Genomic DNA, 12660 nt, shown 5'->3' with positions numbered 1-12660 from the left:
GGAAAACTAGGATTGAAAAAAATCAGAATTGTGATAAAATACAAATACAAAGCTTATCAAGAGAAGCGGAGGGAACTGGCCCGAAGAAGCTCGGCAACCTGCTTATAGAAAGCAAGGTGCTAAATCCAGCAAAATGGGATCCATTTTGAAAGATAAGGTAAAATATATTACCGAACAGTCTTTTCGAAATGGGAAAGATTTTTTTTATGAATAAAAAGGGGGGGCTGTTCGCGTGAGTGTACGGGAACATTTTGATGAAGTATCCGAGAAGATTGAAGCGATGCTTGCTGATATGAAATATGGTTCAATTACAATTGTTGTGCAAGATGGAAAAGTAATTCAGTTAGAGAAAAGTGAAAAAGTACGTTTAAAGTGAAAAGCGCTGACTAGAAAAACTAGAGGCGGTTTTAACCTATTTTCATTAGGTTAAAACCGTCTTTTTGCTTTTACAGGGGGAAAAAACATGTTGACGTATGAAACGTGGGAAGAAAATGTTGTTTCATTCTCGGAAGAAGACGAAACAAAAGGCGCGCTATCAGTATTAAAGTGGGCTTATGGAGAGTATAAAGATGAAATTGTCTACGCATGTAGCTTTGGGGTGGAAGGTATGGTATTGCTGCACCTTATAAACCAAGTAAATCCATATGCTAAAGTCGTATTTTTGGATACAAATGTTCATTTTCAAGAAACGTATGAATTAATTCGGAAAGTGCGGGAAAGATTTCCTTCATTGAATATTATAGAAAAACAGCCAGAACTTACACTTGATGAACAGGCGAAGTTGCATGGTGAAAAACTGTGGGAGAGCAATCCGAATCTTTGTTGTAAGATTAGAAAAATTTTACCTTTAGAAAAATCATTAGTCGTGGAAAAAGCATGGATATCAGGCTTAAGAAGGGAACAATCAGAAACACGTAAGCATACAAAGTTTATAAATCAAGATCATCGTTTTCAATCTATTAAAGTTTGTCCACTCATTCATTGGACGTGGAAAGAAGTTTGGCGATATGTATACAAACATAGCTTGCCGTATAACCCGTTGCATGATATTGGTTATCCAAGTATTGGGTGTGAGAAATGTACGTTACCTGTTGGGGATGGTGGCGATTCAAGAGATGGTAGATGGGCTGGAAAAGTGAAAACTGAATGTGGTCTTCATTACCAATAAGATGAATCTTGAAATAAAGCTAAGAGAGGATATAGAAAAATGAGCATAGTAAACGAATTAGTAAACCGTATAGATGAGGCATATGACGTATCACAAATTGAAAAAGAAATTAAGTTAGACAATATTGCGTTAAGTGATTTAGAATTATTGGCGACAGGTGGATATAGCCCCCTTACTGGTTTTTTAGGGAAGGAAGATTATGATTCAGTTGTAGAAACGCTTCGTTTAGCAAATGGTAGTGTGTGGAGTATACCAATTACATTACCTGTAACAGAAAAAGTCGCAGAAAGCCTGAAAGTTGGAGAGGAAGTAAAGCTTGTCAACAATGGAAATATATATGGTGTCATTCAAATAGAAGATATTTTTGTACCAGATAAAGAAAAAGAAGCGTTACTTGTATATAAAACAACGGATGAGGCTCATCCAGGAGTGGAAAAATTATATGAACGACCAAACGTTTACGTTGGAGGAACTATTATTCTAACAAAACGCTTTGAAAATAATCAATTTCCTTCTTATCATTTAGACCCAATTGAAACGAGGGAAGAATTTAAAAAACGTGGGTGGAAAACAGTGGTCGGGTTTCAAACGAGAAACCCGGTACATCGTGCCCATGAGTATATCCAAAAGTCTGCTCTTGAAATTGTAGATGGTCTCTTTTTAAATCCGCTCGTTGGAGAAACGAAATCGGATGATATTCCTGCTGATGTAAGAATGGAAAGCTATGAAGTACTCCTTCAAAACTATTATCCGAAAAATCGTGTCTTTTTAAGTGTATTTCCTGCTGCCATGCGTTACGCAGGACCAAGGGAAGCGATATTTCATGCGTTAGTAAGAAAGAATTTTGGATGTACCCACTTTATAGTAGGGCGTGATCATGCTGGAGTAGGAGATTATTACGGAACATACGAAGCGCAAGAAATTTTTACGAACTTTACAGTGGAAGAGTTAGGAATTACACCACTATTCTTTGAACATAGTTTTTACTGCACGAAATGTGAAGCGATGGCTTCAACGAAAACATGTCCGCACGGAAAAGAAGATCATGTTATTTTATCGGGTACGAAAGTAAGAGAATTATTAAGAAACGGTGAGATTCCGCCAAGTACATTTAGTCGTAAAGAAGTAGTGGAAGTGCTAATTAAAGGCTTGAAAAAAGAAGTAGTAACAGAATAGGGAGAGAACGAGATGGATACGAATATTACTTGGCATACAGCTTCGGTTTCAAAAGATGAGAGAAGAGTGAAGAATGGACATCATAGTTTTGTAATTTGGTTTACTGGTTTATCAGCTTCGGGTAAATCTACAGTAGCGAATGCGGTCGCTCGTAAACTGTTTGAAAAGAATATTGGAAATTATGTGCTGGATGGGGATAACATTCGCCACGGTTTAAATAAAGACTTAGGATTTTCTGAAAGTGATCGCATGGAAAATATAAGACGTATTGGCGAAGTGGCAAAGTTATTTGTAGATCAAGGAGCAGTTGTCCTTACAGCATTTATTTCACCATTTCGAGTAGACCGCAAACAAGTACGAGATTTATTAGCGGCAGATGAATTTATTGAAATTTTTGTGAAGTGTCCGATTGAAGAGTGTGAGAAACGTGATCCGAAAGGACTTTATAAAAAGGCAAGGAAAGGTGACATTAAGGATTTCACAGGTATTGATTCGCCTTATGAAGAGCCAGAGCAAGCGGAATTAATTGTAGAAACGCACAAATATTCTATTGAAGAATGTGCAGAACAAATCGTGAAGTACTTACAAGAGCGTAGTTTTATATAGGGGGATAAACAATGAGTTATGAAAAAGTATGGGCTAACAATGAAAAATTAAATCAGACCGAGAAAAATAAATTAGAAAAAGATGGCTTAGAAATTTTTAATGATATTCCTTACTATGCGGAAAATGGTTTCGAATCTATTCCGAAAGAAGAGTGGGATGCCTTTAAATGGGCAGGATTGTATTTACAACGTCCAAAAGAAGCTGGTTATTTTATGATGCGGGTAAATATTCCGTCAGGGATTATTACAAATGCACAGGCAGAAGTACTTGCTTCTATCGCTGAAGATTATGGACGTGATGTAATAGATATTACGACGAGACAGGCGATTCAGTTTCACTGGTTAGAAATTCAGCAAATTCCAGATATTTTTAAAAGATTAGCAAGAGTTGGATTGTCTTCAGCTGGAGCGTGTGGTGATATAACGCGGAATATTACAGGTAATCCGCTTGCTGGCATTGATGCAAATGAATTATTTGATACAACGCATATTGTAAAAGAAGTATACGATTACTTCCAGCATAATGAAGAGTTTTCTAATTTACCACGTAAATTTAAAATGTCTATTAGTTCTAATATTTATAACTCAGCAAACGCAGAGATTAACTGTGTTGCATTTACACCTGCTACGAAAGAAATAGATGGTGAGAAAAAAGTTGGTTTTCATATAAAAGTAGGTGGAGGATTATCAGCCCGTCCGTATTTAGCTGATGAATTAGATGTATTCGTTTTACCAGAAGAAGTGAAGGCGGTGGCGATTGCGATTGCTACTATATTCCGTGATTTTGGATATCGTGAAAAACGTCATTTAGCTCGGTTGAAATTTCTTGTTGCGGACTGGGGAGCAGAGAAATTTAAAGAGAAACTAATAGAGTATACAGGGCCTTTACAAAGTAAAGGGGAAAGTGCACTCAAAGGATGGAATGCAGGCTATTTTTATGGTGTTCAAGACCAAAAACAAGAGGGATTAAAATATGTAGGTTTTAATGTACCGGTAGGTCGTTTACATGCAGAAGAAATGTTTGAGATTGCAAGAATCGCAAAGCAATATGGAAATGGACAAATTCGTACATGTAACTCGCAAAACTTCATTATTCCGAACGTTCCTCCGGAAAATGTAAAAGGATTACTTAGTGAACCGCTGTTTGAAGCGATATCTGCTAGCCCGAAATCATTTATTGGTCATGCGGTTTCATGTACCGGTATTGAATATTGTAATCTTGCACTAGTAGAAACGAAAGAAAGATTACGGAAAATTGCAGAATACTTAGATACACAAATTGCACTCGATGTTCCAGTTCGAATTCATATGGTAGGCTGCCCGAATTCATGTGGTCAACGTCAAATTGCTGACATTGGGTTACAAGGTGTGAAAATGAAAACGAAGGAAAAAGGCATTGTTGAAGCGTTTGAAATATACGTAGGTGGAACATTATTAGATGGCGGTGCCTACAATCAAAAGTTAAAAGGAAAAATAGATGGCGAGGATCTACCTGATGTACTTGCATCATTTATAAGTTATTTCAAAGAGAATAAATTACCAGCCGAGACATTTTATGATTTTGTAGGTCGTGTTGGTGTAGATACATTACAAATAGCGTTAAATAACGTGTTAGAAGAAGTCATAGCGTCTTAGGAGGGACGATATGGATTTATATCGATTTGAAGCTGTGTTAGTAAATAGTATTGTTCCGATTGTTGTTGTTGCTCAAAGTGAAGAACAGGCATTTAAGCTTGCGGAGATTGAGCTTGAAAAGCATTTTTTACCGTTGCCAGAGGTAAAAGAGATTTCTTTGTTTGAAAAAAAGAAGATTCGAAAAGGTGCGGCATTTGTTATCCATGAGTAGAGATCAGTAATACGAAAAAATAAAAACTTCCATTCTTATATACGAATGGAAGTTTCATTTTAATAGAAGAAATGAGGAGAGATGATGGGAAAGGTTTATATTGTTGGAGCGGGTCCTGGCGATCCAGATTTAATTACTGTTAAAGGGTTGAAATGTATTGAGAAGGCAGATGTTATTTTATACGACCGACTTGTGAATAAAGAGCTGCTTTCACACGCAAAGCCTGACGCGGATTTAATTTATTGCGGAAAACTCCCGAATTATCACACGATGAAGCAAGAGACAATTAACACGTTTCTTATTAAGTATGCGAAAAAAGGAAAAGTTGTAACGAGGCTTAAGGGCGGCGATCCATTTGTGTTTGGTAGAGGGGGAGAAGAAGCTGAAGCATTAGCAAAGCAAGGTGTACCATTTGAAATCATTCCTGGTATTTCAGCTGGAATAGCTGCTCCTGCTTATGCGGGCATTCCAGTGACGCACCGTGATGCAAGTGCAAGTTTTGCTATTGTGACTGGGCATAGGAAAGAAGGTGCTGAAGAAGAAGTGAAATGGGAGAGTTTAGTGAAAGGTGTAGAGACTTTAGCGGTATATATGGGGGTTAGTAATTTGCCCTACATATGTGAGCAACTTATGAAGCATGGAAAAGATAAAAGTACGCCAGCTGCTATTATTGAGCAGGGGACGACGTCTATGCAACGCACAGTTGTTGGAACGTTAGGGACAATTGTAGATGTTGCGAAAAAAGAGCAAATTCAAAATCCGAGTATGATTGTAATTGGAGAGGTTGTCCGTTTTAGAGAAAAAATTCATTGGTTTGAGAAGCAGACAGAAAATGCTTATCAAGTAAGTGGAGTGTTGTAAAATGAAAGCCGTCTTATATATATGTCATGGAAGTCGTTTGAAGACAGCGAAAGAAGAGGCGATTCAATTTATTACATCGTGTATGAGCCGTATAGAAGCGACTATTCAAGAAGTTTGTTTTTTAGAGTTAGCGAATCCTTCTATTGAAGATGGTTTTCGTACATGTGTGAAGCGTGGGGCCACTGAGATTATTGCTATCCCTGTTTTTTTATTAGCGGCAGGGCATGTAAAAAAAGATATCCCTTTTGAATTAGAAAAATTAACCAATCAATTTTCGGATGTTAAAGTGACCTATGGTAATCCGTTTGGTGTATCAGAAACACTTGTTAAATCGGTGTATAGCGGAAGTGGCATCGAACAGGAAGATAAAAATGAAGTGACGTTACTTCTTGTTGCAAGAGGGAGCAGTGATCCTGAAGTATTAAGAGATATAAACTGGATTGCTTCTTTATTTCAAACAAAAGAGAAGGTTAAAAAAGTAGAAGTTTGTTATTTAGCGGCTGCAGAGCCAAAATTTGAGGAGAAATTAAAGGAAGTTGTAGAACAAAAAGAAAAGAACATCGTTGTACTGCCTTACTTGTTATTTACAGGTTTACTTATGAAACATATTGAGAAAGAAGTGCGCCAATATGAATTGGGAGAGATAAAAATCAGTCCATATTTAGGGAAGAATGAAGCGTTTCAAGATATGTTAATTCAGAAAACGACGGAGTTATTGAAAGGAGATCAGTATGTATCCACTTACAGTGCGAGTTAATGAGAAACGCGTTGTTGTTATTGGTGGGGGAAAAGTTGCAGGATTTAAAATTATTCCTTTACTCAAACAGGGTGCGGATATAGTTGTGATAAGTCCAGAATTAGATGCGAATTTAGTAAAACTTGTGGAAGAAAAGAAAATTCGTTGGTATCAAAGAGAATATGAGAAAAGTGATATTAAAAGTGCTTTTTTAGTTGTTGCAGCGAGTAGTGATTCAATATTAAATGAACAAGTTGCTGAAGATGCCGCCGAGAATCAATTAGTAAATGTTATTACAAATCCGGAAAGTGGTAATGTTCATTTTCCGGCAGCGATTCATCGTGGTTTACTTAATATAGCAGTTTCTACTGGGGGAGCGAGCCCTAAGCTCGCAAAAAAAATTCGAGATGAGATTGCAAATAAATATGATGAGACATATGAATCGTATTTAGATTTTTTATATGAAGTAAGGGTGAAGTTAAAAGATTTACAGTTAGAAAAGAGAGAGCGAAATATATTGCTCCAAGAAGTGTTGAAATCAGTATATGTGCAAAACGAGGGGAAAAGAGAAAGTTTTTTACGAGAATTAGAGGAAAAGGTTTTAAAATAATAAAAGATAAAGTGAGCTTTACAAATATAAAAATATAATTTATAATCACAAGTAACTTCAATAGATAAAATCGATGAGCAAGAAGAGTACGTATATTTGATGCGTTCAGAGAGCTGGGGTTAGGTGGGAGCCCGGTACGATAAAATATACAGAATGGGCTTGCGAGAGGTATGTTGAACATTGTAGTAGGCAACCCGGGTTCCGCCGTTAAAAGGATAGAGTATCGGAATTATTCCTGTACTTGAACAAGTGGGATTTATCAATCCAATTGAGGTGGTACCACGGTATTTATATTACATATATCGTCCTCTACATGCATATTTGCGTGTAGGGGACTTTTTTATTTTCTAAAGGAGGTGTGCGAGTATGAAATGAAAGTGTATAATTAACAAAAGTTTAAATATTCAGAAAAGGAGAATTTATGATGAAAGAAACACAGCAATGGACGTCGAAAATAGGCTTTGTACTCGCAGCAGCCGGAGCCGCAGTAGGTCTTGGTGCGATATGGAAATTTCCATATGTTGCAGGTAATGGCGGGGGAGGCGCATTCTTCCTTGTATTTTTACTATTAACTTTATTTATAGGTATGCCTCTTTTAATAGCGGAGTTTGCTATTGGACGTAGCACGCAAAAAGAGGCCGTTACAGCTTATAAAGTACTAGTGCCAAATAGCAAAGTATATCCTTGGATTGGTCGTATGGGAGTTGTTACTTGTTTTAGTGTACTATCTTTTTATAGTGTTGTAGGTGGATGGATTTTACTTTATTTATATTATAGTGTGACAGGAAGTTTCTGGAATAGAGCAGCTGATTATGGACAATTGTTCGGTGAAACGATTTCAAATCCGTTAAGTGCGATTGGAGCACAATTTATCTTTATGCTTTGTACAATTTTTGTCGTAAGTAAAGGTGTAGAGAAAGGTATAGAAAAGGCAAGTAAGTACATGATGCCGCTATTATTTATTTTATTTATTGCGATTATTGTTCGTGCGTTAACACTCGATGGTGCTTTTGCTGGAGTAGAGTTCTTCTTAAAGCCAGATTTTTCAAAGCTTACAGCAAATACGATTTTATACGCGATGGGACAATCTTTCTTCTCACTAACAGTAGGTGCCTCAGTAATGGTCACGTATAGTTCGTATTTAAAGAAAGAGGAACATTTAGCGAAATCAGCAACATCTATTGTAAGTTTAACTGTTTTTGTTACAGTACTTGCAGGATTAGCAATTTTCCCAGCGATTTTCGCATTAGGAGTTAAACCAACTGAAGGACCAGGATTACTGTTTATCGTCCTTCCAGCAGTATTTGCAAAAATACCATTTGGTCAATTTTTCTTTATTATGTTTTTAATTTTATTCTTCTTTGCGACTTTAACATCAGCAATTTCAATGCTTGAAATTGTAGTAGCATCTGTTGCGAAAGGTAATGAGAAGAAGCGTCCGTCAGCATCATTATTAATCGGTATTCTTATTTTTGCAGTCGGTATTCCATCAGCTTTATCATTTGGGATTATGAGTGACGTGAAAATATTCGGGAAAACATTCTTTGATTTAGTTGACTTTTCGGTAAGTAACGTATTGCTGCCGTTAGGAGTACTAGCTATTTCATTATTTGTACCAAATAAAATGAGTAAAGAGTTATTGATGAAAGAATTAGAAGTGACGGAAACGAAGGGGAAAACGTTATTTAACATTTGGTTCTTCTTACTTCGTTATGTTATTCCGGTAACTGTAATAATTGTATTTTTAAATGCGATAGGTGTATTTAAAATGTTTGCATAAAAAAAGGCGGGGATCTCCCGTCTTTTTTTATGTGGATGTTGATGAGTGTAATAAACGATTATATGCTTTATAGGCTGTAGTGACTGCAAGGAATGAACCGATTAAAAATAATACTGAGCCGCCAAATGTAAATATCCGGCCAATATACGTCTCTCTAGCTTCTTCTATTTTTTGTTGTAATTGCGTATTCATATTGATCACCCCGTAAACTATAGGCATTTAGTTATAGTCTATGTAGAATGCCTATATTGTGTGAAGTGTAAATAAAAAACCTCGGTAGGCACCGAGGTTTTTTATAATCCGATATAAGGAGATGGGTCAACTGCGTTTGTCTTGCCGACATTCCATTCTCCAAGATGAAGTTCGAAGTGTAAATGTTGTCCGTATGATTGGCCCGTGTTCCCCATAAATCCAAGCTGATCGCCTTGTTTTACAGTTTGTCCATTCGATACAGAACGGCTATTCATATGAGCATATACTGTCGTATATGTTTTTCCGTTTATACGGTGAGATAAATACACTACGTTTCCGTAACTAGATGATAATTCTGAACGAATAACAACGCCATCTGCAGCGGCGATAATTGGAACCGTTCCCGAAGCAGCGATGTCAATTCCTTTATGATTATCTAAAGAACGTACACCAAATCCGGAAGTTTTTGATCCAGCTGCTGGTTTGATAAAGCCACCGATATTTGTATCATGTGGTGTTGGGGCCGCTTGAGTTGCTTGAGCAGATTTAGTAGCTTGTTGTTTGCGAGCCTCTTCTGCCTGGCGAGCTTCTTCCGCTTTACGAGCTTCTTCGGCACGTTTTTCTTCTTCAATTGCTTTTTGAACAGCTTGACGTTGATTTTCTAAAATGCCTTTGGATTCTTCTAATCCTTCAATCTCTGAATCTACTTTTGCTACTTTCGTATGTAGATCGTTAATAAGAGTTTGTTGCTGTTGTTGGTTATTTTGTAATTCTTGCTGTTTTTGTTCTAGTTTTTGCTCAGATTCTTTCAGTTGTTGTTCTTTTTTCTCAACAGCCTCTTTTTCTGACGTTACAGCATTTTGATCAGATGTTTGTTTTTTTACAATATCTGTATCGTTGTTTAATATTAAACTTACGGAGTACATATTATCAACAAGATCAGCAATGTTTGTAGAGTTTGTTAATACTTCTGTAATGATATTGGTACGCGGTTTTTCTTGCATAGATTGTAACCGTTGTTTAATAACTTCCTGACGTGTATCTATGTTTGTTTGTAATTGTTCTATATGTTTCTTTTTGTCAGTAATTACTTGTTGTGTTTTGCTAATTTCTTTTTTTGTATCATTTAATTCAGTCTCGTTTTTATTAATAGAAGTAGTTAATTCATCGATTTTCTTCTGTAATTCTTGAATTTCTTTTTCTATTTGTTCTTTCTCGACTGATTTATTTTGTAAGTCACTTTGTTTGCCTTCTAATTCAGATTGAATGTTAGATAATTTATCTTGATTCGTTTCAGCGTATGCAGGTGAAAGTAACGGGGAAGCAAAAATCGTTCCTGCTGCTAAAACACTAAACGCTGCAAATTTCTTTTTCATTGTTGTCTGACTCCTTTCCCTATGAATGTTATATATCATAAGAAGAGGGGTGTCTATCGTTGTAATCATAATGTAAAGAAAATTTTATAAAATTGCTAAGTTTTGTCGGAATTTATCATTTTTCAACTGTAATTGTCATAGTGCTTACATTTTATTCATATGTGTAACAAAGGTATATTTTGGGATTCATCTGTAAAATAAAGAAGGAAAGTAATCGTTTTTATGAGGTGAAATATTACTTGGAAAGCTAATAAAATACTAGTGAGGAATCGTTCTCATGTGAGGTTTTCTGACATGTGTCTGCTTTTTGTCAAGAAAATTATTTGTGTTCAGGCAAAGTTATTTTGTTGTCAGATTTAAATTTTTGATTTATGATTTTTAACAGGGACAAAATGTAGTGAATTGTCGAATAATATGTAATACTCTTAATTTCTTAGTTTTATAGAGATAGAATGAGAGATAGAGTGACACATCGAAGAGGGGGTTACAACAAATATGAAAAGAATAGGACTTGCATGGCAAATATTAATAGGACTTGCGCTTGGTATTGCGGTTGGGGCGATTTTCTTTGATAATCCAGCTGTTGTGAAGTACTTACAACCAATTGGTGATATTTTCATCCGATTAATTAAAATGATCGTTGTACCGATTGTTGTAGCAAGTATTGTTGTTGGGGTTGCTGGTGTTGGCGATGTTAAAAAACTAGGTCGACTAGGCGGAAAAACAATTCTTTACTTTGAAATTATTACAACAATTGCAATTATTGTTGGTCTATTAATAGCGAATATTTTCCAACCAGGAAAAGGCGTAAATATGGAGCAGTTAACAAAGACAGATATTTCGAAATATACACATACGACAGAGCAAGTACAAAGTCATTCATTTGCAGATACATTTGTAAATATTGTTCCAACGAACATTATGAAGTCGTTAGCTGACGGAGATATGCTTGCTATTATCTTCTTCTCTGTACTATTTGGTTTAGGTGTAGCAGCAATTGGTGAAAGAGGAAGACCAGTTCTTCAATTTTTCCAAGGTGTAGCTGACGCAATGTTTTACGTAACAAACCAAGTTATGAAATTTGCACCATTTGGTGTGTTTGCACTAATTGGTGTTACAGTTTCTACATTTGGTCTTGCTTCATTAATTCCATTAGGGAAATTACTAATTGTCGTATATGGGGCAATGATTTTCTTCGTCGTAGTTGTCTTAGGCCTTACAGCGAAAATATTTGGAATTAACATTTTCCAATTCTTTAAGATTTTAAAAGACGAGCTGATCTTAGCGTATTCTACAGCAAGCTCAGAAACAGTTTTACCAAAAATCATGGAGAAAATGGAGAAATTCGGTTGTCCGAAAGCAATTACATCTTTCGTTATTCCGACAGGTTATTCATTTAACTTAGATGGATCAACTTTATATCAAGCAATTGCGGCTATTTTCTTAGCGCAAATGTACGGTATTGATTTATCTATTACACAACAAATTACATTATTGCTTGTATTAATGGTTACATCAAAAGGTATCGCAGGTGTACCGGGCGTATCATTCGTTGTATTATTAGCGACACTTGGTACAGTAGGTATTCCACCTGAAGGCTTAGCGTTCATTGCTGGTATTGACCGTATTTTAGATATGGCTCGTACAGCAGTTAACGTTGTAGGAAACTCTTTAGCAGCTGTAGTTATGTCTAAGTGGGAAGGTCAATATGACGCTGAAAAAGGACAAGCTTATTTAAAAGAGATTTCTGAAAAGGGTCAAGCGGCTTAATTATAATATGAACAAGCTCTCACATAATATGTGGGAGCTTTTCTGTATATAGAAGAGGAGCAGACATAATGAAACGTAAATATGGTGACGGTTCTTCGTGGAAGAGACTAATAGAAAAGAGTTATACGGTTAAGCAAGTGGAAGAGGGAATGCTCGGAATACTGGATATAAAAAAGGTGAGAGAGCCTAGTTGTAAAGAATATGATGGTGAAGAACTTTGTATTGCAGCGGATCAGTATACGTGGATTCAATATTTCATAGACGGGAAAAACTTTGCGATTACCGCTATGTTAGATGATCAGAAAAAATTAGTGCAATATTATATCGATGTGGCGAAAGAATATAAAATAGACGATCGTGGTTTACCTTATTTTGATGATTTATATTTAGATGTAGTATTATTACCTAGCGGTAAGGTGTATGTATTAGATGAAGAGGAGCTAGAGGATGCTTATAAAAGTGGCGATGTCACGAAGGAAGAGTATGAGTTAGCTTGGTACACTACGAAATGGATATTAGCAACAATAAAAAATAGTGAAT

Annotated in this window: 14 protein-coding genes, 1 riboswitch and 1 other annotated feature; of the genes, 12 read left to right on the top strand and 2 right to left on the bottom strand. The window is 36.1% G+C overall.

All coding sequences use genetic code 11. From position 1 onward, the window contains the following. Positions 1-50: 50 nt before the first annotated feature. Positions 51-159: riboswitch (SAM riboswitch) on the top strand. A gap of 73 nt (positions 160-232) precedes the next feature. From ACQGS6_RS03265 to ACQGS6_RS03220, 10 genes are all read left to right on the top strand, one after another. Beyond that, positions 233-376, top strand: coding sequence for a YezD family protein (locus tag ACQGS6_RS03265; RefSeq protein WP_000116158.1), 144 nt, complete (start codon positions 233-235; stop codon positions 374-376). Positions 377-463: 87 nt separating this feature from the next. Further along, positions 464-1168: a phosphoadenylyl-sulfate reductase gene (locus tag ACQGS6_RS03260; protein WP_000959010.1), complete on the top strand. Its 705-nt coding sequence runs from the start codon at positions 464-466 to the stop codon at positions 1166-1168. A 39-nt stretch (positions 1169-1207) separates the two neighbouring features. Further along, the gene (gene sat, locus ACQGS6_RS03255; protein ID WP_044584250.1) at positions 1208-2344 is read left to right on the top strand and encodes a sulfate adenylyltransferase; all 1137 of its coding nucleotides are present in this window, start codon (positions 1208-1210) and stop codon (positions 2342-2344) included. 12 nt (positions 2345-2356) lie between these two features. Then, the gene (gene cysC / locus ACQGS6_RS03250; protein WP_000380499.1) at positions 2357-2950 is read left to right on the top strand and encodes an adenylyl-sulfate kinase; all 594 of its coding nucleotides are present in this window, start codon (positions 2357-2359) and stop codon (positions 2948-2950) included. Between the two features lie 11 nt (positions 2951-2961). Continuing rightward, the gene (locus ACQGS6_RS03245) at positions 2962-4584 is read left to right on the top strand and encodes a nitrite/sulfite reductase (RefSeq protein WP_000119611.1); all 1623 of its coding nucleotides are present in this window, start codon (positions 2962-2964) and stop codon (positions 4582-4584) included. Positions 4585-4594: 10 nt separating this feature from the next. Next, positions 4595-4795 carry a DUF3906 family protein gene (locus ACQGS6_RS03240; RefSeq protein ID WP_000366913.1) on the top strand — a complete coding sequence of 67 codons (201 nt, stop codon included), beginning with the start codon at positions 4595-4597 and terminating at the stop codon, positions 4793-4795. A gap of 84 nt (positions 4796-4879) precedes the next feature. After that, on the top strand, positions 4880-5656 hold the full coding sequence (gene cobA / locus ACQGS6_RS03235; protein WP_426964881.1) for a uroporphyrinogen-III C-methyltransferase: 777 nt from the start codon (positions 4880-4882) through the stop codon (positions 5654-5656). Position 5657: 1 nt separating this feature from the next. Next, positions 5658-6413: a sirohydrochlorin chelatase gene (locus ACQGS6_RS03230; RefSeq protein ID WP_000648885.1), complete on the top strand. Its 756-nt coding sequence runs from the start codon at positions 5658-5660 to the stop codon at positions 6411-6413. Then, positions 6388-7002 (top strand): NAD(P)-binding protein, encoded by a 615-nt coding sequence (locus tag ACQGS6_RS03225; RefSeq protein ID WP_000283363.1) that lies wholly within the window; start codon positions 6388-6390, stop codon positions 7000-7002. The genes ACQGS6_RS03230 and ACQGS6_RS03225 overlap by 26 nt, the downstream gene beginning before the upstream one ends. Positions 7003-7066: 64 nt before the next feature. Further along, positions 7067-7315: a binding site (T-box leader), on the top strand. A gap of 111 nt (positions 7316-7426) precedes the next feature. Beyond that, entirely contained in the window at positions 7427-8782 is a 1356-nt protein-coding gene (locus tag ACQGS6_RS03220) for a sodium-dependent transporter (protein ID WP_426964880.1), read from the top strand. Positions 8783-8809: 27 nt separating this feature from the next. Here the strand turns inward: ACQGS6_RS03220 and ACQGS6_RS03215 are convergent, their stop codons facing one another. Together ACQGS6_RS03215 and ACQGS6_RS03210 are read right to left on the bottom strand one after the other, a co-directional pair. After that, positions 8810-8974 (bottom strand): hypothetical protein, encoded by a 165-nt coding sequence (locus ACQGS6_RS03215; RefSeq protein ID WP_001096002.1) that lies wholly within the window; start codon positions 8972-8974, stop codon positions 8810-8812. Positions 8975-9075: 101 nt separating this feature from the next. Then, positions 9076-10350 carry a murein hydrolase activator EnvC family protein gene (locus ACQGS6_RS03210; protein ID WP_000726071.1) on the bottom strand — a complete coding sequence of 425 codons (1275 nt, stop codon included), beginning with the start codon at positions 10348-10350 and terminating at the stop codon, positions 9076-9078. Between the two features lie 495 nt (positions 10351-10845). Between ACQGS6_RS03210 and gltP the strand changes: the two genes are divergently transcribed. Together gltP and ACQGS6_RS03200 are read left to right on the top strand one after the other, a co-directional pair. Continuing rightward, positions 10846-12120 (top strand): glutamate/aspartate:proton symporter GltP, encoded by a 1275-nt coding sequence (gene gltP / locus ACQGS6_RS03205; protein WP_000821130.1) that lies wholly within the window; start codon positions 10846-10848, stop codon positions 12118-12120. A 68-nt stretch (positions 12121-12188) separates the two neighbouring features. Then, positions 12189-12660, top strand: a 472-nt coding sequence (locus ACQGS6_RS03200; RefSeq protein ID WP_426964879.1) for a DUF402 domain-containing protein, incomplete at its 3' end; no start/stop codon positions are given.

This window comes from Bacillus sp. GMs2/2, from assembly GCF_050172095.1.
Taxonomy (GTDB): domain Bacteria; phylum Bacillota; class Bacilli; order Bacillales; family Bacillaceae_G; genus Bacillus_A; species Bacillus_A cereus.
Note: the sequence above shows the minus strand (reverse complement) of the source record. Positions and strands in the feature narration are given on the sequence as shown.